This is a genomic window from Leisingera sp. NJS204, from assembly GCF_004123675.1.
Classification (GTDB): domain Bacteria; phylum Pseudomonadota; class Alphaproteobacteria; order Rhodobacterales; family Rhodobacteraceae; genus Leisingera.
Genome location: NZ_CP035417.1, coordinates 3,024,110 through 3,042,575 on the forward strand (window position 1 = coordinate 3,024,110; position 18,466 = coordinate 3,042,575).

The following is an 18,466-nucleotide window of genomic DNA, read 5'->3' on the forward strand; positions in this document are numbered from 1 at the left end:
TCTTGCTGCTGACAAGATAGGCAGCATGGTGCTGAGATACCAGAGCGCACACGGGGCTTGCCCCGGCCCGGCCCTGTTGCTAGGTGCCCGTCCATGCCGCGTTTTGCTTTGAAAGTCGAATATCACGGAAAGCCTTTTGCCGGCTGGCAAAGGCAGAAGGACCAGCCCTCGGTGCAGGGCGCGATCGAGGCTGCGCTGGCGCGGCTGGAGCCGGGGGAGCATACGATTGCTGCCGCCGGGCGCACCGACACCGGCGTGCATGGGCTGGGACAGGTGGCGCATTGCGACCTGGCCAAGGACTGGGACCCTTTCCGGCTGTCGGAGGCGCTGAATTACCATCTGAAACCCGATCCTGTCGCAATTGTGGACTGCGCGCGGGTGGACGGCGACTGGCACGCGCGGTTCTCGGCCATTGAACGGCAGTATCTGTTCCGCATTCTGATCCGCCGCGCGCCGGCCACCCATGAGGCAGGCCAGGTCTGGCAGCTGAGCCATGATCTGGACGCCGGCGCCATGCAGAAAGCCGCCAGCCATCTGATCGGCAACCATGATTTCACCACCTTCCGGTCTTCGATCTGCCAGGCGGCAAGCCCGGTCAAGACGCTGGATGAGCTGACGGTGGAACGTGTACAGGGCTTTTCCGGGCCGGAGATCCATTTCCACGTCCGCGCCCGCAGCTTCCTGCACAACCAGGTCCGCAGCTTTGTCGGCACGCTGGAACGGGTCGGCGCAGGGGCCTGGGAGCCGGAGGATGTAAAGACCGCGCTGGAGGCCTGCGACCGCGCCGCTTGCGGACCGGTTTGCCCCGGACACGGCCTCTATCTGGCGCGGGTGGGATACCCGGAAGACCCCTTTGCCTGAAACGCCGCCGGGGACGGGCAACTCTTGCGCACCCCGGGCATTGACTGAACCCGCTGAAAGCAGCAGCCACAGCCGCAGCCCGCTTGCATAACCGCGGGCACACCGCATAATCAGCGCAACCTCCCCATCAGGGCCTTTCGGCAGCTCAATCGCTGGCGGTCTGCCCGCAAAACACACAGGCAGACATCCGCAATGGCAAACCCAACCAAACCGCCGCTTCTGGCCGTCCTGATCGACGCCGACAATATTTCGGCCAAATTCGCCGAGGCGATGTTCGAGGAAATCGCCTCCTTCGGCGAGGCCAGCATCCGCCGCATCTATGGCGATTTTGCGGGCGGCAGCCCGCAGGGGTGGAACAAGGAAAAACTGGCAGCCCTGGCGATTGTGCCGCATCAGCAATTTGCCAATACCACCGGCAAGAACGCCTCGGACATTGCCTTGGTGATCGACGCGATGGACATCCTGCACTCGGGCCGGTTCGACGGGTTTGTGCTGATCTCATCCGACAGCGATTTCACCCGGCTGGCCAGCCGCATCCGCGAACAAGGCGTGGATGTCTTCGGCATGGGCATGCGCAAGACACCGGCGGCCTTTGTACAGGCCTGCAAGCGGTTCATCTATGTGGAAAACCTGCTGGAAGAGCCGGGCAAACCGAAGCCTAAGCCCAAGAAAGAAGACGGCGCTGGCAACGGCAATGCTCCGTCGGAACTGGCGGATCCAACCAAGCTGGTGGTCCGGGCGATGGATGCGATCGACCAGGATGACGAATGGTTCACGCTGGGCCAGATCGGCCAGTACATCACCGCAGCCGCGCCGGATTTCGACACCCGCAGCTATGGCAAACGCAAGCTGAGCGACCTGATTGCCTCGCTGAAACTGTTTGAGACCAAGCGCGGCGACGGCAACCAGATCCTGGTGCGGCGGCTGGACTGAAGCGCCCGGCAAGGTCAGCCCAAACGCGAAATCCGGCTTTCCCTTGGTCCTGAACCGTGGCTTAGTCCGGCAAAAGGGACGCGGACAGGGAGAACGCGCATGGCATTGCTGATCAGCATCGGCCACGACGGCTGGTACACCGGTGAACAGCTGGCAGATGAGCTTCGCTCGGTGGCCCCCGGGACCGACATCCGGCCTATCTCTGACCCCGGCAATCTGGAAGACATCACCATGCTGGCGGTGTCCGCACTGAAGGGCGATCTGGCCGCGCAGCTGCCGAACCTGCAGCTGGTGCAAAAGCTGGGCGCCGGGGTGGACAGCATCGTGGCGCACCCCAGCGTCGCACCGCATGTGCGTGTGACCCGCCTGAAACCGCAAGAGCCGGCGTATGAGATTGCAGATTACTGCCTGGCTTATGTGCTGCGCGGCCAGCGCAACTTGTCCGCCCACGCAGCCTCCCAATCCCGCAGCGCCTGGGAGCCACGGGCGCCGGGGCGCCCGGCGGAAACCACCATAGGCGTGCTGGGGCTTGGCCATATCGGCGGCGTGACCGCGCGGCTGATGCGGGACATGCGGTTCCGGGTGCTGGGCTGGAGCCGCTCCCCCAAGGAGATCGACGGGGTGGACTGCCGCCATGGCGCAGAGGCGCTGCCGCAGATGCTGGGGATATGCGACTATGTCTGCTCAATCCTGCCGTCCACCCCGGCAACCCGCGGGCTGATGGATGCGGAAATGCTGGCCGCAATGAAACCGGGCGCGACGCTGATCAACGCAGGCCGCGGCGATCTGGTCGATGAGCCTGCCTTGCTGACAGCACTGGACAAAGGCACGCCGGGCCATGCGGTGCTGGATGTGGTCAGCAAGGAACCGTTGCCCGCAGACAGCCCGCTGTGGACGCATCCGCAGGTGACGATCACCCCGCATGTGTCGGGCTGGCATCTGGGCGATGCGCTGCGCGATGTGGTGGAGAACTACCGGCGGCTGGAAGCCGGGAAAGATCTGCTGCACGAGGTGGACCGGCAGCGGGGCTACTGATCCGGTCTGCAGCCGCCCGCCCCCTGCTTCTTTCGGACCTCGAATACTCCCGCCCGGGCCACCGCCTTTTTTCCGGCAGGGAACAAGGCGGCCAACTGCGCCAGCCGCAAACGCAGCGGGCCGGCTAGGAGCGGTAGTCCGGGTTTTCATAGTCGAACCGGCAGCCGGCAGACCAGGCATTTCGGTCGTTGCCCTCATTCGGATAGCCGCCGGCATCGCGCAGCATCGCCGCCAGATGCATCAGGTTCCAAGTCATGATCGTGGTGTTGCGCTGGGTGAACTCGTTTTCAAAGCCGGCGGGCTTGCCCTCCACCTCGTCGCCATAAGATGGTCCCGGCCCGGCCTCGCCGATCCAGCCGCAATCGGCCTGCGGCGGGATGGTAAAGCCCAAGTGACTGAGCGCATAACACAGCGTCATCGCGGTATGCTTGATGCCGTCCTCGTTGCCGGTGATGACGGTGCCGCCGGTTTTGCCGTAGAAAATCGACTGCCCTTTATCGTTCAGCTCGCCGCTCATACCGTAAAGGCGTTCAATGAGAATGCGGCAGACCGAACTTTCCTCGCCCAGCCAGATCGGGGTGCCGACCACCAGGATCTGTGCTGCCAGTACCTTCTGCCACAGCTCCGGCCAATCGTCTTGCGGCCAGCCATGCTCTGTCATGTCCGGATAGACGCCGGGCGGCACAATGTGGTCCAGGATATGCAGATGCTCCACCTCCACGCCGTTCTTTTCCATAATGGAGGATGACGCCTCCATCAGCAGGCGGGTGTGGCTTTTGCTGCCGTCTTTCTTGAGGGAGGTGTTGATGAAAAGGGCTTTGAGGCCCGGGAAACCGGTCATAGCGCGTCTCCTGTCTGGATTGCAGGTATGGACCGGATGATAGGACATCGCCTGCGGCTGCACAGGCGCGCTGGCGGGATCGTGATGCCAGACGGAAACCGCCCGCCAGTCGGAAAACACGGCGGGCGGGAAAATCAGCTGATAAACTTCTTATAGCCGGCTTCATCCATGTAGTCGTCCATCGGCGACAGATCCGATGGCTTCAGCTTGAAGAACCAGGCGCCGCCTTCGGGGTCTTCGTTCACCTTGCCGGGATCATCGGTCAGCGCCTCGTTCACCTCGACCACTTCACCGTCCAGCGGCGACAGGATGTCGGAGGCGGCTTTGACCGATTCAATCACCACGATTTCTTCATCCTTGGAAACCTCGGTGCCCACTTCCGGCAGTTCCACAAAGACCACTTCGCCCAGCTGCTCGGCAGCATGGGCGGTGATGCCAACAGTGATCAGATCGTCTTCGGGCAGCAGCCACTCGTGTTCTTCGGTGTATTTCATCATCGTGTATTCCCTTGGAAGAGGCTTGGGTTTTCAGTGCAGGTTGGTATTCAGTGCAGGTTGTGCCGCCGTAACGGATACCGCGGGAAGAAGAAAGCCGGTCCTGCCGGGCCCTGCATGCGCGGATATACGCTACCAACGGTGCCGGTCTCCGATCAAGATGGCAAATCATGGGATTCTTGCGTTTTTATGGGCACAGGTCCCCAATGCCCAGTGCGGCCCTGTGCGGTCAGAACAGATTGAAATACTCCGCCTGCTCCCATTCGCTGACAGTGTCCAGGTAACGTTCCCATTCGAACTGCTTGAGCTGCTGGAAATAGCTGACGGTCTCTTCCCCCAGCGCTGCACGGCACATCTGCGAGCCGCCGAAACCCTCCAGCGCCTGGCCCAGCGAACGCGGCAGACGCTCGGCGTTTTCACTATAGGGCGACACTGTGGGCTTGGGCGCCTCCAGCCCTTCTTTGATGCCGGCCATGCCTGCGATGATCTGGGCGGCCAGCGCGTAATAGGGGTTGGCAGTGCTGTCCGGCGCGCGGTTTTCGATCCGGCTGGCGGTATCGCCCGGCTGCATCAGCGCCCGCAGCATGGCGCCGCGGTTGTCCTCGCCCCAGCCGATGCGGTTCGGGGCCAGCTGGAAGGGCAGATAGCGTTTGTAGCTGTTCACCGTCGGCGCGATCAGCAGCGAGGTCTCAGGGGCGTATTTCAACAGGCCCGCCATCCAGGCACTGGCGTGCGGGCTCAGCAGCCCGGGCGCTTCCGGCATGAACAGATTGCGCCCTGTGCCCGGGTCCAGCAGCGACTGATGCACGTGCCAGCCGTTGGCCATTGCACCCGCCAGCCGCGGTTTGGCCATGAAGCTGGCGTGCAACCCGTTGCGGGCGCAGACCTCCTTGACCATCGTGCGGAACATCACCATCGCGTCGGCCTGGGCCATGGCGCCATCCGGGGCAAAGGTGAATTCAACCTGGCTGGGACCCATTTCTATTTCCACCGAACGCACCACCAGCCCCAGTTTCTGGGCGTTGCGGCGCAACAGGTCCAGCACCCCCTCCGCTTCGCCATAGCGGGTTTCGCTCAGGTACTGATACCCTTGCGTCAGGTTGCGGGTTTGAACCGGCGCGCCGGGACGGGTGGCCTGTTCATGGGCCGATGCCTTGTCCGCCAGTTCGAAAATGTGGAATTCCACCTCCAAGCCAAAGATGGCCGCCATCCCCTGCACCTCCAGCGCATCGACTGCCCGCTGCAGCACGCCGCAGGACGCAAACGGGACCGGGCTGCCATCCGGATAGACCGGCGTGCAGAATATCCAGGCGGAATGGCCGGACCAGGGCAGCGCGCGAAAGGTTTCGGGGCGCGGCACCAGCAGCACGTCGCCGGCACCCTGCATCGGGCCGGACAGGCCGGTGCCGCCGTCCCAGACCGGAAAGGCATTGCGGTGGGAGGTGTCTTTCAGCAGCAAGGTTGCCGGCATGTTGAGACCACGGTCAAAGACGCTGGCAAAGGCCTCGGCCATCATTGTCTTGCCGCGCAGGATCCCGTGCTGGTCGGGGAACAGCACCCGCACGGTTTCTATCCCGTCAAACTGCGCGCGGGAGGTGATCTCGGCTGCTTTGCGGCAATCTTCGGGCGACAGCAGCCCCAGGCGGGCCAGTTTACCGGATGTGAAATCTTGTGCCATGGGCGGCCTCCTGGGTAGCGAGCTGTTTGAAATTGCACCGGAAATACCCCGGCGTCCAGTCCACGGCAGATTTTGACGCAACCCGGTGCGCAATCCGGATATTGCGGGGGTTTTGCGCCTTGACAGCATTCGCAGGGCGAACATTGTGTCGAACATTCGCACAAAGCCACTGCCCCGAGCGGTGCCATTCAAGATCAGGACAGCGGTTTCAGATGACAGCAGTTGAACAGGACAGGAATATTTCGTCGAGCTTTGCCAAAGGGCTGGCAGTTCTGGCGGTGTTTGACGCGGCCTCCCCCAGCATGACCCTGGCCGAGATCGCCCGGCGCACCGGCCAGGACCGGGCCACTGCCCGGCGCGGGGCGCTGACGCTGGTGCAGGCAGGCTATCTGCGCCAGGACGGGCGGATGCTGTCATTGACTCCGCGGGTGCTGGCGCTGGCGGGCGGTTTCCTGCAGGCCAATCAGTTCGGGCGCCGGGTGCAGCCGGTTCTGAACCGCCACGCGCGGCAAATGGAAATCGAGGTGACGCTGGCAATGCTGGATCAGGGCCGGGTGCTGCTGCTGGCGCAATCCACCGTCGAGCATGGCCATATAACTTATGGCTTCACCGCAGGTTCCCATATTCCGCTGGCCCATACCAGCCTGGGGCGGATGCTGCTGGCCGGGCTGCCGGAGACCGCGGCGGCCGCGGTGCTGGCCGCAACAGAAATCCCGCGCCATACCGAGGCCTCGATCACCGATCCCGGCCGCATTCTGGACTGCGTGGATGAGGCCCGCACGCAGGGTTATTGCCTCACCAGCGGCGAATTCGAGGCCGGGATCACCGGTTACGCCGTGCCCGTCTCGCGGCCCGGGCAGACGCCGATTGTCGCCGGTTGTTCAGCGCCGCGCGGGTTGCAGCCGGAGGCGGATGCCGAACGGTTGTTGCGCGGATTGCAGCTCTGCGCCGCAGAGCTGCGCCAGGCCGAGGCCGTGGACCACCTGTAACCGCGCCTTGCGGGAAAGCCTGCTTTGCATTGCACGCCGCCCTTGCTAGGCTGAATCAAGATATTTCCGCAGGAGCAATTTTGATGATCAAACAGACTGCATTGGCAGCGGCCCTGTGCGCCGCGCTTGCCCCGGCTGCATCGGCCGCGGACGCCGAAGGCACCATGGTCACCGTTCTGGGCCGCGATTGGGCGGTTTTCCCGGTCGCGGACACACCGGGCCGCTACAGCGCCACGCGGATGAATCTTGAGCATTTGCCGTTCCGCCCGCCTGCGGTGCTGACCGCCCGCCAGGCAGTGCAGGCCCTGCGCACCGCCACCGGTTGCAGCGTCAACATGGACACGATGGTGCGCAGCATCAACAGCACCTATTACGCCCACGTGATCTGCCGCAAATAGGGGCATGGCTGACGGCCCTGCTGTATTGCGGCGTATTTCTGAAACATCCTCTTGGGAAATGTGATCATTTTCCGGGAGGCCATGGATTGAGCGGCCCCGGCGCGCCTGCCATAGATTGCGCATGAGACTTGCAATCAACGGATTCGGCCGCATTGGCCGCGCCATCCTGCGCCAGATTCTGACGACCCCGCGCGGAGACGGCATCGACGTGGTGCGGATCAACGATATCGCACCCTTGGATATGTGCGCCTATCTGTTCCAGTACGACAGCACCTTCGGCCCCTTTGCCCACCCAGTGGAGCATGGCGGCAGGGCGCTGCAGGTAATGGGGCGCTCAATCCCCGTCAGTCATGCGCCGGATCTGACATCGGTGGACCTCTCCGGCGTTGACCTGGTGCTGGAATGCACCGGCATCGCGCGGACGTCTGATGTGGCCGAGCGCGGCATCAAGGCAGGTGCGTCCAAGGTTCTGATCTCCGGCCCCTCCCCCGCCGCCGAGCTGACCGTGGTGCTGGGCGCCAACGAGGAGCAGCTGGGCGATGCGCGCATTGTCTCCAACGCCTCCTGCACCACCAATGGCCTCACTCCGCTGGTCAAGCTGCTGGACCGGATCGCCGGAATCGATACGGCACATATGACCACCATCCATTGCTATACAAACTCGCAGCCGATGGTGGACGCGCCGCGCGGCGATTTTGCCCGCTCGCGCGGCGGCGCGCAATCAATGGTGCCCACAACGACTTCGGCGACGCATCTGATCGACGAGGTGCTGCCGCATCTGAAAGGCCGGGTCAGCGGTGCCGCAGTGCGGGTGCCGACGGCCAGCGTTTCCGCCGTGGATCTGGTGGCGCAGCTGAAGACCCCGATGAGCGAAGACGCGTTCACCGCTGCCCTGCGCGAAGGCGTGGCAGTATCCAAGGTGCTGGGCTGGACCGATATGCCGCTGGTATCCTCTGACCTGCGGGCGCGGCCTGAATCGCTGGTGATTGCCGGGCCGGAAACCCGCATGGCCGGCGAGCATCAGGCGCGGGTGTTCGGCTGGTATGACAATGAATGGGGCTTTTCGGCCCGGATGCTGGATGTGGCCAGGCTGATGGCGGGATAAGATCCGCCCTTGTCCGCAGACCGGTTTGCAGGCCCGCTATTGGCGGGCTTTGCTATTCCTGCGGTTTCCGCCCTGCTCCAGACAGCCGGATCCAGCGGAAAATCAGCATCAGCGCAACCATGCAGACCGCAAGGCCGATCAGATCGCCAGCCGCATAAACAGCCATGACCGGCAGCTGATCTCTGGGAAAGATCAGACCGGAGAACACCACCGATTGCCCCAGCGAATTGATGACAGAGGCCAGCGCCCCCACGGCCAGCAGCCCGGTCCAGGCGATCCGGCGCGCTTGGCCGGCATAAAGATCCCAACCGAATAGCCATGCGATTTCAAAACCCGCAAATGCGGCAAAGGCGCCAACCGCGATGGATTCCAGCAGAACCGGCTCCATCAGTTGCTGAACATTGGCTGACGTGAACATCAGCTCGGACAGAAACGCGCCACTGGCGAGAGGCAAAACCGCTCTCCAGCCGAACAGCCAGACGCTAAGCACCCGCACCCCGTGCGGCAAGTAGATCAGGCTGGCAAAGACGGTGATCTCCGGCAGAAACATATTCTGCACCGGCGTGACGGCCCAGGCCGTCAGACCATGGCAAATGACATAAGCCGCGGTGATCACCGCAAAACTCTGAAAACCGGGCAGGAACTGCAATACGCGTATCATGCCGCCCGTTTAGACAGCGCGCAAAGAAGCTGCAATCGGATGTTGGTCCGCCGGCGGGTGCGGTCACCTTGCGGCGGGATCAAAGCAAACCACGTAATGCTTGGCCTTGCTGCCGCCCGCCCGCTCCAGCAATCCTAAGGCCAGCAGCGACTTCAGTGTCCTGTGAAAAGTCGCCTGGGCAATTTCCGTCACCAGCCGGTGGCTGCGGATTTGCTCGGACTGAACCGGGGCGCCTGGCACGCTGGTCAGCGCATGCGCGGCCAGCAGCACATCCCGTTCAGCCCGGTTCAACCGGTCCAGACCGATGTCGCGTTCCATTTTATGGAGCATATCCCGAAGTTCAAAAATTGACTTTAACCGATCCACAATTGCACCTCCGGGGAACACAAGCTGCTGCTCCAGCACCATTTAATCTGCCAGTATAAGATGACACCACGCGAAAATTATCAATCCGACAATTATCTGGACAGTTCAATTCCGCGTGGTATCATTCCCGTCAGGCTGGGCTGCATTGTGAGTGGTGGCTGCGCCTGACGTTACTCGAAGTAGCTTTGTTAACCAGTGCCGGCTCCGGCAGTTTCAACTGCCGGAGCTGAACTGAATAGTACAGTTTCCTTACCAGTTGCCAATCACCTTTGCAGCCAATTTCACCGCGCACACGCCAAACCGGCAGGATTGTGCGCGCGGCCTTGCACTCCCCTTCCAGTGCCGCGGCCTGCCAGCTGCCACCATGCGCGGCAATCCGCTGCCAGCCGGTAGAGACCGAACCCCGGCGGAAAGCTGCTGCTTTACCGGTTCCATCCTGCATTTTTCCCGTGTTAGGCTTTGACCCAGCCGCCTGCGGCCCTGCCGGGCTTAGAGGCCGATTTTCCGCCCGCCGCCGGGAGCAGACATGAATTTTCCTTTCCGCCCGCGACTATTGGCGAGCACCCTTGCTTTCAACCTGCTGACATTGCTGCCGCCTGCCGCCTTTGGCGCCGAGGCCACGCTGCAGGCGCCCGGTGCGGATGAAGCCCTGGCCGGACGGCTGCGCGGCGCCTCGTCTTCGGTGGCCGCCAGCGGCGAGACCAATGTGCAGGAACTGCTGGCGGCGGCCCTGTCGGATTACCGCACACTGGTGCAGGTGCTGTATGACGCGGGTCATTTTTCACCGGTCGTGAATATCCGCCTGGACGGGCGCGAGGCGGCGCGGATCCAGCCGCTGAACCCGCCAAAGAACGTCAGCAAGGTGGAAATCACCGTAAAGCCCGGCCCGCGGTTCGCTTTTGGCCGGGCCGAGCTGGCGCCGCTGCCGCAAACCAGCGACGTGGAGATCCCTGCGGGCTTTGCCCCTGGCCAGCCCGCCAGCACCGGCGCGATCCGCGACGCGGCGATTGCCGGCGTGCGGGCCTGGCGCCGCAACGGCCACGCCAAGGCAACAGTGGCGGATCAGAAGATCACCGCCAACCACGTGCAAGCCCGGCTTGATGCAGAACTCCGGCTGGCGCCGGGTCCGCAGCTTCAGTTCGGGCAGTTGCGGATCACTGGCGAAACCAACGTCCGCGAGGATGCCATCCGCCGGATCGCCGGGTTCCCGGAAGGCGGCGCGTTCCACCCTGATCTGGTCTCCAAATCCGCGACCCGGTTGCGCCGCACCGGCACTTTTTCCACCGTGGTCCTGCGCGAGGCCGAGCAGCCGAACCCGGACGGCACCTTGGATTTTACAGCCCGGGTCGAAGATCTGCCGCCGCGCCGCCTGACCTTCGGGGCCGAGATCAGCTCCTCCGACGGAATTGAACTGTCGGGCAGCTGGATGCATCGCAACCTGTTCGGTGCCGCAGAGAAGCTGCGGATCGAGGCGCGGCTCAGCGGTATCGGCAGCAGCAATGACATTGACGGCCGTATCGCCATTCGCCTGGACCGGCCCGCAGCGCTGGGGCCGGATGACAGTATCTTCTATCTGGCCGAGGCCGAACGGCTGGACGAGGAACACTACAGCGCCACCCAGGTGCTGGGGGCCATCGGCGTGCGGCGGACGTTTTCGGACCAGTTTTATGCCGAGGCCGCCTTGGGCGTGACGTCCATCCTGGCTGAGGACGTCTTCGGCAAGCGGCGCTTCAAATATCTGGCAGGCCGGATCCGTGCGGAATACGACGGCCGCGACAGCCGGGTGAATCCGGCAAGCGGCTATTTCCTTCAGGGCGGCGCAACCCCTTTCATCGGCATTGACGGCAACGACTCCGGCCTGCAAATCAAAGCTGACGGGCGTGCCTATTACGGGCTGGGCGCCGATGACCGGATCGTGCTGGCCGGGCGGCTGCAGATGGGGTCGGTGATCGGACCGTCCCTAAGCGGGACCGCCCCCACCCTGCTGTTCTTTTCCGGCGGCGCGGGGTCGGTGCGCGGGCATGAATTCCAGTCGCTGGGCGTGCCCGCCAATGGCGGCATCGCCGGCGGGCGCGGTTTTCTGGCGCTTTCGGGCGAAGTCCGGGGCAAAGTCACCGACAAGATTTCCCTGGTCGGGTTTTACGACCTTGGTTTTGTCGATGCAGACAGTTTTGTCTCCGGCTCATCTGCGCGCCATGCCGGCGCGGGCTTTGGCCTGCGCTATGATGTGGCAGGCATCGGCCCGATCCGGCTTGACCTCGCCTATCCGGTGGACGGCGGGTCCGAGGACGGGCTGCAATTCTATATCGGGATCGGACAAGCGTTTTGAGACAGTTTCTTGGCCTTGCCCTGGCCCTTGGGCTGACGATTGCGCCCGCAGCGGCACAGGACACCACGACGGAGGACGCCGGCGGGCTGCTGGTCGATTTCCTGGAGGATACGCTGTCCGGCGACAGCCGCTATATCAGCGTGACAGGTCTTGAGGGCGCGTTTTCCTCGCAGGCCAAGATCAAGCAGATCACGGTGGCGGATGAAGACGGCATCTGGCTGACCGTTGAGGGCGCCGAACTGGACTGGAACCGGCTGGCGCTGCTGCGCGGACGGTTCTCGGTCAATGAGCTGTCGGCTGAACGCATCGAAGTGGCGCGCGCGCCCAAACCGCTGCCGCCGGACCCCGAACTGCCAGAGCCTGAGGCCACGCCGTTTGCCCTTCCGGAACTGCCGGTGGCAATTGAGCTGGGCCGGATCAAGGCAGCCCGGATCGAACTGGGCGAGGAATTGGCCGGTTCGGCGGCCAGCCTGTCGGTCGAAGGCTCGCTGATGCTGGCGGACGGGGCACTGGATACCAAACTGGCAGCAACCCGGCTGGACAAACCCGGCGACCATTTCCGGCTGGAGGCGGGGTTTGCCAATGAAACCCGGCAAATCACCCTGGATCTGGCAGTGGAGGAAAGCGCGGGCGGTCTGATCTCGCGCAGCCTGGATCTGCCGGGCAGCCCCGAGTTGCAACTGACCGCCCAAGGCAGCGGCCCGGTCAGTGACTTCACCGCCGATATCCGGTTCAGCACCAATGGCGCGGAACGGCTGGCAGGCCAGGTGGTGCTGGCGGCTGTGCCTCTGCCCGCAGACGCCGCGCCGGACGCTCCGCGCGATATCGGCTTCTCTGCCGACCTGGGGGGCAATATCGACGTGCTGCTGCCGCCGGTGCACCGGCCGTTCTTTGGCCCCGGTCTGCGGCTTAATGTAAAGGGCACGCGCGCAGGCAGCGGCGCGGTGGCGCTGGACACGCTGGCCTTGCGCAGCAATGCGCTGCAAGTTACCGGCGCAGCAGCGCTGGATGCGGGCGGCAAGCTGGACACTGCAAACCTGAAAACCGCCATCACCCCGCCCCCAGGCCAGGCCGCCGTCGCCCTGCCCTTTGGCGGCGGGCAGACGACGCTGGCGGCGGCAGACCTGCAACTGAAAAAGACCGCCGGGGGCAACTGGACCCTGGACGGGGTGCTGGACCAGCTGAGCCACCCCGGCGCCCTGGTGGGCCGGGCCGAGATTTCCGGACGGGGCACGCTGGACCAAAGCACCGGCTTTGCACTGACGGGACGGCTGACTGCCGGCCTCAGCAGTTTGCAGCCGCGCGATCCGGCGCTGGCCAAGGCCACCGGCAATGAAATCCGCTTTGAAGGCACGCTCACCACCGAAGGCCCCGGCGCGCTGCAGATCACGGATATGGAACTGCGGGGCAGCGATTACCAAGCCGCGGGGGATGTGGGTTTTGACGGGTTGGAAGACGGCCTGAAAGTCAGCGCTGACCTGACTGCGGACCTGGCTGATCTGGCCCGGTTCTCGGACCTGGCCGGGCACTCGTTGGGCGGCGCGGTACAGGCCGCGGTCAAAGGTTCCTTTACCCCTCTTTCGGGGGCGTTTGACACCGACCTTTCTATGCAGGCGCAGGACCTGTCGGCAGGCATTGCTCAGGCGGATGAGCTGCTGAAGGGCACAACCACGCTGGCGCTGAAGTCGGCGCGGGATGAGAACGGCATTGCAATCGACCGCTTTGAGCTGGCAGGCAGCGCGCTGCTGGCCAGCGCCGCAGGCACGCTCAACAGCGATGCCGGACGGATGGAGATCACCGCCAAGCTGAACCGGCTGGAGGTGCTGCTGCCGCAAACACCCGGCGCGCTGGAACTGGCGACCACCCTCACCCGCAATGGCGATACCCTGAATGGGGTGGCAGAGCTGAAGGGACCGCACACCTCCAGCGCCAAACTGGATGGCTCGGTCACGCTGGAAGGCGATGCCGATTTCACCTTTGCCGCCGCCCTGAACGAGATGGAGCGCTTTGTGCCGCAGCTGGCGGGCAAGCTGACCGCCCAAGGCACCGCCGCGCGCCGCAACGGGGAATGGCAGATTGCGGGCAAAGCGGCGGGTCCAGCCGCCATCACCGCGGATATCGAGGGCCGCTTTACCGAAAACAACGGCAGCACAGATCTGCGCTTTGATGCGGCGATCGGCCAGCTGCAGCGGCTGGTCCCTGATCTTCCCGGCCGCCTCGCCGCCAAGGGCACTGCGGCGCGGCGGGACGGCACCTGGACCATCGACAGCACCGCCAGCGGCCCCGCCGGCATCGACAGCCGCGTTGCCGGCAGCTGGAGCGAGGCCAAAGGCACCGCAGATGTGACTGCCAAGGGCACGCTCCGGCTGGAAGGGCTGAACCCGTTCATCTCCCCCAACCTGATGCAGGGCCCTGCGAATTTCGACATGGCCTTGCGGGGCGTCCCGGCACTGGATGGCTTAAGCGGCACTATCTCGGTACCCGGCGCCTCGCTTGCCATCCCGTCGGCGGCACAGCGGGTGGATGATATCAACGCCACCGTTTCCATCGCCCGCTCCAGCGCGCAGCTGCAGGTCTCGGCCCGCCCGCGCGACGGCGGCACGGTGCGGATCAGCGGCCCGGTCGGGCTGCAGCCGCCGTTCAACGGCAACCTGCAGATTGCCATCGGCGATGTGGTGGTGACCGACCACCTGTCTTATGAAACCCTGCTGAACGGCAGCCTGGCGATGTCAGGTGCGATGGCGGGCAACAACCGGATTGAGGGGCGGATCGATGTGGGCGAGACCAATATAAACCTGAACACCGCCGGCGGTTCGGTCTCAGCGGCACCGATCCCGCCAATCCGCCATGTCGGAACCCCGCGCGATGTGCGCCGGACACTGGCCCGCGCCGGGCTGACCGGCAGCAGCGGCGGCGGTGGCGGCTCCGGCAGAACCGAACTGGACATTCTGATCAGCGCGCCCTCCAGGATCTTTGCCCGCGGCCGCGGGTTGCGCTCGGAATTGGGCGGCGAGATCCGCCTGCGCGGCACCACCGCGCGGCTGTCGCCCTCCGGCCAGATCAGCCTGATCCGCGGCACCTTTGATATTCTGGGGCGGCGGCTGGAGCTGGATGAAGGCCGGATCACCCTGCTGGGGGATCTGAAACCCTATCTGGAGTTCAAATCCTCGGCGGCCACGGATCAAGGCACCGCAACGCTGGAAATCTCGGGCCGGGTCGATGCGCCCGAGATCAAAGTCACCTCGGACCCGCCCCGCCCCAGCGAGGAAGCCCTGGCGCTGCTGCTGTTCGGCGACAATATCCAGGACATCTCACCGCTGGCGCTGGCCCGTCTGGCGGGGTCAGCGCTGACCCTCAGCGGGCGCGGCGGCGGTGCGCAGAACAAGCTGCGCAATGCCACCGGTGCGGATGACGTCGATATCGGCGCCGATAATCTGGGGGCCGGGCAGCTGGGCCTCGGCGGCTATGTGGCGGAAAACGTCTATACCGATTTCAACGTCAACACCCGTGGCGACAGCGAGCTGAGCATCAACCTTGACATGACCGACAGCCTGACGGTGCAAGGCACGGTGGACAGCGAGGGCGAAACCGGGTTTGGCCTGTTCTTCAAACGCGACTACTGACGTCTGCCCCGGCGGAGTGTTTCACACGTCTGCCCCGGCGGCGGCCAGCGCCACCCGCGCAGCCCCGCCGACACCTGCCGCATCATCCGTGATCAGCCACAACGGCGTCCCGGCACAGACAGTCCCAAGCTGGCCGCCCGGCGCCGTATAACTCTCCAGGAAATGCGACCGCGCGGGGGAGTTCAGCACACCGCGCGCGACGCTTCCGGCAAAGAACAAACCCTGCGCCGGCAGGTAGGCCGCTGTCAGCTCGCGCGCCATCAGACCTAGCAAATGCGCCCATTCGCAGACCGTCCGTGCCTCGGGCGAGTCCGGGCTTGCCAGACAGGCGGCCACGATCCCCTCGGCACTGCTGGCTGCCGAGCCGGTCAGGGCTTGGTGAAACCGCACCAGTCCAGCACCCGAGAACAGCATTTCGGTGCTGGCCGCATTCTCCGGCTCATGGTCCAGCACCCCCTGCAGGCGGCGGTGCACGGCTTGCGGCAGGCTGGTGCGGCCAAGTTCGGCTGCCAGCACCTCGCCGTTCAGCGCGGCTGAGACATTGAACCCGGTGCCGATGCCGGCAACCAGTGCTTGGCCGCCGCTATGCCGCCCCGGGTCAAGACAGGACAGCTGTCCCCGGATCAGCGCAGGCAAGGCATGGCACAGGGCTGCAAGATCGTTAACTACATTGGCCTTGGCACTTGCCGGCAGTTGCAATGCGGCGGCTATGCTGCCTCCATCGCCCTGCCAATTGCGGTTACTGAGGTGAAACTGCCCTTCCCGGACCGGACCTGCCACGGCCAGGCAAGCCCCCTGCAGGGGCGGAAACCCCGGCTGCGCGCAATAGGCCTTCAGCACATCCTCCAAACTGGTGAAACTGCTATTGGCGAAGCTCTGCAATGCTGTGACCCCGATGCCAGGGGCCGCCAGGGCCAGCCGGGTCCGGCTGCCACCAACATCGCCAGCCAAAACGGTCAGCTCAGCCGCCATCTGCCGCGGTCCTTTTCTGATCACTTTCGTACGATCAAGACTGCAGCAATCCCGCCGCAATTGCAATTGAGCGCACCCGCAGTGCTTGCGGCCATCGGCGGAAGTCTGCACTTTGACAGGAAAATTCCAGGCAACCGCAACACGGAACGCATTGTGCAAAGAACATTCGTCCAAAGGCTGGCTGCCCGCAGCGGGCGCATGGCGCATGCCGCAAGGTTCCGCGCGTCGCTGCGCCATCTGTATGGGCCAGCCCGCCGCTTTGCCGCAGCGGATCAGGTGGTGCTGATCGCCCTGGTGCGCAACGGCGCCTTTTACCTTGATGTGTTCTTTGAGCATTACCGGAGGCTGGGCGTTTCGGCTTTTGTGTTCTTCGACAATGGCTCAACCGATGGCACGCTGAACCGCATCCGGCAGGAACCGGACACGGCGGTGCTGCGCTCGCCCCTGCCCTGGCTGGAATACGAGAACACCTTCCGCGCATATGCCGCCAACCGCTATGGCCGGGACCGCTGGTGCCTGTTTGCAGATATGGACGAGCTGTTTGAATTCGAAGGCAGCCGCACCGCGGGGCTGGCCGGGCTGACCCGCTACCTGACACGGAAAAACTATACCGCCTTGCAGGCGCAAATGCTGGAGATGTTTCCCAAAGGCCCGCTGGCGGCAGCCTGCGGTCTCAGCTACGCCGAGGCTGTGGACGCCTTCCGCTATGCCGACATCAGTGCGGTGCGGGCGGTGGACTACGGGTCTAAGGACACGCGCCTGGCCTATTATCTGCGCCAGAACCGCCTGCCGCCGGGCGGCGCAAGGATGCTGTACGGCGGCGTGCGCGGCAAGGTTTTCGGCGAGAATTGCTGTCTAAGCAAGCACCCGCTGATCTTCAACGGGCCGGGCGTGCAAGCGGCAGTGCATCCGCATCTCTCTGCCGGTCTGCGGCTGGCGGATATGGACGGCTTGATCCGCCACTACAAATTTGCCGGCGACAGCCTGGCGCGCGACTTGCAATCCCAGGCCGAGGCCCGGTCCGAACATGGCGAGGACAGGCTGCGTTCCGGTGTTCTTCAGGCCCGGCCTGAGGTAAGCCTGTGGTCGGATGCAGCCCTGCAAAACGCCGGTATCGAAACCCTCCAGCAACGCGGGTTCCTGCGCCGGTCGGCTGACTACAGCGCCTTTCTGGCGGGCGGCAGCACATGACCGCGCCCTCCGTCGCTGCAGTGGTCATTGGCCGCAACGAGGGCGAACGCCTGATCCGCTGCCTGCGCTCCTTGCAAGGCCAGGCGCAGCCGCTGATCTATGTGGACAGCGGCTCCAGCGACGGCTCGGCAGCTGCAGCCCGGGCGATTGGCGCCGAAGTGGTGGATCTGGACCTCAGCCGGCCCTTCACTGCGGCGCGTGCCCGCAATGCCGGGCTGGCAGTTTTGGATGACAGAGCCGGCTACGTGCAGTTCGTGGACGGCGATTGCGAGGTGGACCCGGATTGGATCACCACCGCAGCAGCGTTTCTGCAGGCGCACCCCCAGACGGCCGTGGTTTGCGGGCGGCGGCGGGAGCGGTTTCCCGATGTCTCGGTCTACAACCGGCTGTGCGATGCGGAATGGGACACCCCACTGGGCGAAGCCAAGGCCTGCGGCGGCGATGCGCTGATGCGGGTTGCGGCGGTGCGGGCGGCGGGCGGATACCGCGAAAGCCTGATCGCCGGGGAAGAGCCGGAACTGTGCCTGCGGTTGCGGCGGGACGGTTGGCGGATCTGGCGGATAGATGCGGAGATGACCCTGCATGACGCGCAGATGCAGCATTTTGGCCAGTGGTGGCGGCGCAGCCGCCGGGCCGGCCATGCTTTCGCCGAAGGCGCGGCCTTGCATGGGGCGGGACCGGAACGCCATTGGGCCGCCGAAACCCGCCGCGCGCTGTTCTGGGGCGCGGCACTGCCGGCGGGCATCATTCTGGCTGGTCTGATGAACCCGTTCTTGATGACTGCTATATTGATCTACCCGGCGCAATTTCTGCGCCTGGCCCGTCGCATGGGATACACGCAGGCGCTGTTTGCCGTCATCGGAAAATTCGCCGAAGCTGCTGGAGCTGTAGAGTTCTACTGGCGCCGCTTGCATGGCAGGGCTCGCGGCATTCTCGAGTATAAGTAGCGCCGGCCGGGGCTTTGCCCCTCTTGGCCTTGCGGCCAGAAGA

General features: G+C 64.5%; 16 protein-coding genes. 10 read left to right on the forward strand and 6 right to left on the reverse strand.

Translation table 11 applies throughout. The features are described 5' to 3' along the window. The first annotated feature begins 93 nt into the window (after window positions 1-93). The 3 genes from truA to ETW24_RS14895 all read left to right on the forward strand — a co-directional run bounded on the left by truA (window position 94) and on the right by ETW24_RS14895 (window position 2,829). Window positions 94-861 carry a tRNA pseudouridine(38-40) synthase TruA gene (gene truA / locus ETW24_RS14885; protein WP_129371782.1) on the forward strand — a complete coding sequence of 256 codons (768 nt, stop codon included), beginning with the start codon at window positions 94-96 and terminating at the stop codon, window positions 859-861. Window positions 862-1,053: 192 nt separating this feature from the next. Next, a complete protein-coding gene (locus tag ETW24_RS14890) occupies window positions 1,054-1,794 on the forward strand; it encodes an NYN domain-containing protein (RefSeq protein WP_129371783.1) in 741 nt (246 codons plus the stop codon). A 99-nt stretch (window positions 1,795-1,893) separates the two neighbouring features. Continuing rightward, entirely contained in the window at window positions 1,894-2,829 is a 936-nt protein-coding gene (locus ETW24_RS14895) for a 2-hydroxyacid dehydrogenase (protein WP_129371784.1), read from the forward strand. A gap of 124 nt (window positions 2,830-2,953) precedes the next feature. On the opposite strand, the gene ETW24_RS14900 is transcribed toward ETW24_RS14895, so the two are convergent. The 3 genes from ETW24_RS14900 to ETW24_RS14910 form a co-directional block, all read right to left on the reverse strand. Further along, entirely contained in the window at window positions 2,954-3,670 is a 717-nt protein-coding gene (locus tag ETW24_RS14900) for a flavodoxin family protein (RefSeq protein ID WP_129371785.1), read from the reverse strand. Window positions 3,671-3,804: 134 nt separating this feature from the next. Beyond that, the gene (gcvH, locus tag ETW24_RS14905) at window positions 3,805-4,164 is read right to left on the reverse strand and encodes a glycine cleavage system protein GcvH (RefSeq protein ID WP_129372943.1); all 360 of its coding nucleotides are present in this window, start codon (window positions 4,162-4,164) and stop codon (window positions 3,805-3,807) included. A gap of 229 nt (window positions 4,165-4,393) precedes the next feature. Continuing rightward, the gene (locus ETW24_RS14910; RefSeq protein WP_129371786.1) at window positions 4,394-5,842 is read right to left on the reverse strand and encodes a glutamine synthetase family protein; all 1,449 of its coding nucleotides are present in this window, start codon (window positions 5,840-5,842) and stop codon (window positions 4,394-4,396) included. Between the two features lie 212 nt (window positions 5,843-6,054). On the opposite strand from ETW24_RS14910, the gene ETW24_RS14915 reads away from it, so the two are divergent. The 3 genes from ETW24_RS14915 (at window position 6,055) to ETW24_RS14925 (ending at window position 8,334) form a co-directional block, all read left to right on the forward strand. Next, window positions 6,055-6,831 carry an IclR family transcriptional regulator domain-containing protein gene (locus ETW24_RS14915; protein WP_129371787.1) on the forward strand — a complete coding sequence of 259 codons (777 nt, stop codon included), beginning with the start codon at window positions 6,055-6,057 and terminating at the stop codon, window positions 6,829-6,831. Between the two features lie 83 nt (window positions 6,832-6,914). Continuing rightward, window positions 6,915-7,229 (forward strand): hypothetical protein, encoded by a 315-nt coding sequence (locus ETW24_RS14920; RefSeq protein WP_129371788.1) that lies wholly within the window; start codon window positions 6,915-6,917, stop codon window positions 7,227-7,229. A 121-nt stretch (window positions 7,230-7,350) separates the two neighbouring features. Further along, window positions 7,351-8,334 carry a type I glyceraldehyde-3-phosphate dehydrogenase gene (locus tag ETW24_RS14925; protein ID WP_205877288.1) on the forward strand — a complete coding sequence of 328 codons (984 nt, stop codon included), beginning with the start codon at window positions 7,351-7,353 and terminating at the stop codon, window positions 8,332-8,334. A 52-nt stretch (window positions 8,335-8,386) separates the two neighbouring features. On the opposite strand, the gene ETW24_RS14930 is transcribed toward ETW24_RS14925, so the two are convergent. Then, entirely contained in the window at window positions 8,387-8,995 is a 609-nt protein-coding gene (locus ETW24_RS14930; protein ID WP_129371790.1) for a hypothetical protein, read from the reverse strand. A 63-nt stretch (window positions 8,996-9,058) separates the two neighbouring features. Beyond that, window positions 9,059-9,325, reverse strand: a complete 267-nt coding sequence (locus ETW24_RS14935; RefSeq protein WP_247676846.1) for a hypothetical protein — start codon at window positions 9,323-9,325, stop codon at window positions 9,059-9,061. A 562-nt stretch (window positions 9,326-9,887) separates the two neighbouring features. Between ETW24_RS14935 and ETW24_RS14940 the strand changes: the two genes are divergently transcribed. After that, window positions 9,888-11,690 (forward strand): autotransporter assembly complex protein TamA, encoded by a 1,803-nt coding sequence (locus ETW24_RS14940; protein ID WP_129371791.1) that lies wholly within the window; start codon window positions 9,888-9,890, stop codon window positions 11,688-11,690. Continuing rightward, complete coding sequence (locus ETW24_RS14945; RefSeq protein ID WP_129371792.1) at window positions 11,687-15,313, forward strand: translocation/assembly module TamB domain-containing protein; 3,627 nt, start codon at window positions 11,687-11,689, stop codon at window positions 15,311-15,313. Before ETW24_RS14940 ends, ETW24_RS14945 begins: the two co-directional genes overlap by 4 nt. Before the next feature lie 21 nt (window positions 15,314-15,334). Here the strand turns inward: ETW24_RS14945 and ETW24_RS14950 are convergent, their stop codons facing one another. Continuing rightward, window positions 15,335-16,285, reverse strand: coding sequence for a glucokinase (locus ETW24_RS14950; RefSeq protein ID WP_129371793.1), 951 nt, complete (start codon window positions 16,283-16,285; stop codon window positions 15,335-15,337). Window positions 16,286-16,483: 198 nt separating this feature from the next. Between ETW24_RS14950 and ETW24_RS14955 the strand changes: the two genes are divergently transcribed. Together ETW24_RS14955 and ETW24_RS14960 are read left to right on the forward strand one after the other, a co-directional pair. Further along, on the forward strand, window positions 16,484-17,476 hold the full coding sequence (locus ETW24_RS14955; protein WP_129371794.1) for a glycosyltransferase family 2 protein: 993 nt from the start codon (window positions 16,484-16,486) through the stop codon (window positions 17,474-17,476). Then, window positions 17,473-18,423: a glycosyltransferase gene (locus ETW24_RS14960; RefSeq protein ID WP_129371795.1), complete on the forward strand. Its 951-nt coding sequence runs from the start codon at window positions 17,473-17,475 to the stop codon at window positions 18,421-18,423. The genes ETW24_RS14955 and ETW24_RS14960 overlap by 4 nt, the downstream gene beginning before the upstream one ends. Window positions 18,424-18,466: the final 43 nt, after the last annotated feature.

What these genes read in the sequence shown, in the direction of transcription:
- truA (WP_129371782.1), top strand. Translation starts at nt 94, where the DNA reads ATGCCGCGTTTTGCTTTGAAAGTCGAATATCACGGAAAGCCTTTTGCC.
- ETW24_RS14890 (WP_129371783.1), top strand. Translation starts at nt 1,054, where the DNA reads ATGGCAAACCCAACCAAACCGCCGCTTCTGGCCGTCCTGATCGACGCC.
- ETW24_RS14895 (WP_129371784.1), top strand. Translation starts at nt 1,894, where the DNA reads ATGGCATTGCTGATCAGCATCGGCCACGACGGCTGGTACACCGGTGAA.
- ETW24_RS14900 (WP_129371785.1), bottom strand. Translation starts at nt 3,670, where the DNA reads ATGACCGGTTTCCCGGGCCTCAAAGCCCTTTTCATCAACACCTCCCTC.
- gcvH (WP_129372943.1), bottom strand. Translation starts at nt 4,164, where the DNA reads ATGAAATACACCGAAGAACACGAGTGGCTGCTGCCCGAAGACGATCTG.
- ETW24_RS14910 (WP_129371786.1), bottom strand. Translation starts at nt 5,842, where the DNA reads ATGGCACAAGATTTCACATCCGGTAAACTGGCCCGCCTGGGGCTGCTG.
- ETW24_RS14915 (WP_129371787.1), top strand. Translation starts at nt 6,055, where the DNA reads ATGACAGCAGTTGAACAGGACAGGAATATTTCGTCGAGCTTTGCCAAA.
- ETW24_RS14920 (WP_129371788.1), top strand. Translation starts at nt 6,915, where the DNA reads ATGATCAAACAGACTGCATTGGCAGCGGCCCTGTGCGCCGCGCTTGCC.
- ETW24_RS14925 (WP_205877288.1), top strand. Translation starts at nt 7,351, where the DNA reads ATGAGACTTGCAATCAACGGATTCGGCCGCATTGGCCGCGCCATCCTG.
- ETW24_RS14930 (WP_129371790.1), bottom strand. Translation starts at nt 8,995, where the DNA reads ATGATACGCGTATTGCAGTTCCTGCCCGGTTTTCAGAGTTTTGCGGTG.
- ETW24_RS14935 (WP_247676846.1), bottom strand. Translation starts at nt 9,325, where the DNA reads ATGCTCCATAAAATGGAACGCGACATCGGTCTGGACCGGTTGAACCGG.
- ETW24_RS14940 (WP_129371791.1), top strand. Translation starts at nt 9,888, where the DNA reads ATGAATTTTCCTTTCCGCCCGCGACTATTGGCGAGCACCCTTGCTTTC.
- ETW24_RS14950 (WP_129371793.1), bottom strand. Translation starts at nt 16,285, where the DNA reads ATGGCGGCTGAGCTGACCGTTTTGGCTGGCGATGTTGGTGGCAGCCGG.
- ETW24_RS14955 (WP_129371794.1), top strand. Translation starts at nt 16,484, where the DNA reads ATGGCGCATGCCGCAAGGTTCCGCGCGTCGCTGCGCCATCTGTATGGG.
- ETW24_RS14960 (WP_129371795.1), top strand. Translation starts at nt 17,473, where the DNA reads ATGACCGCGCCCTCCGTCGCTGCAGTGGTCATTGGCCGCAACGAGGGC.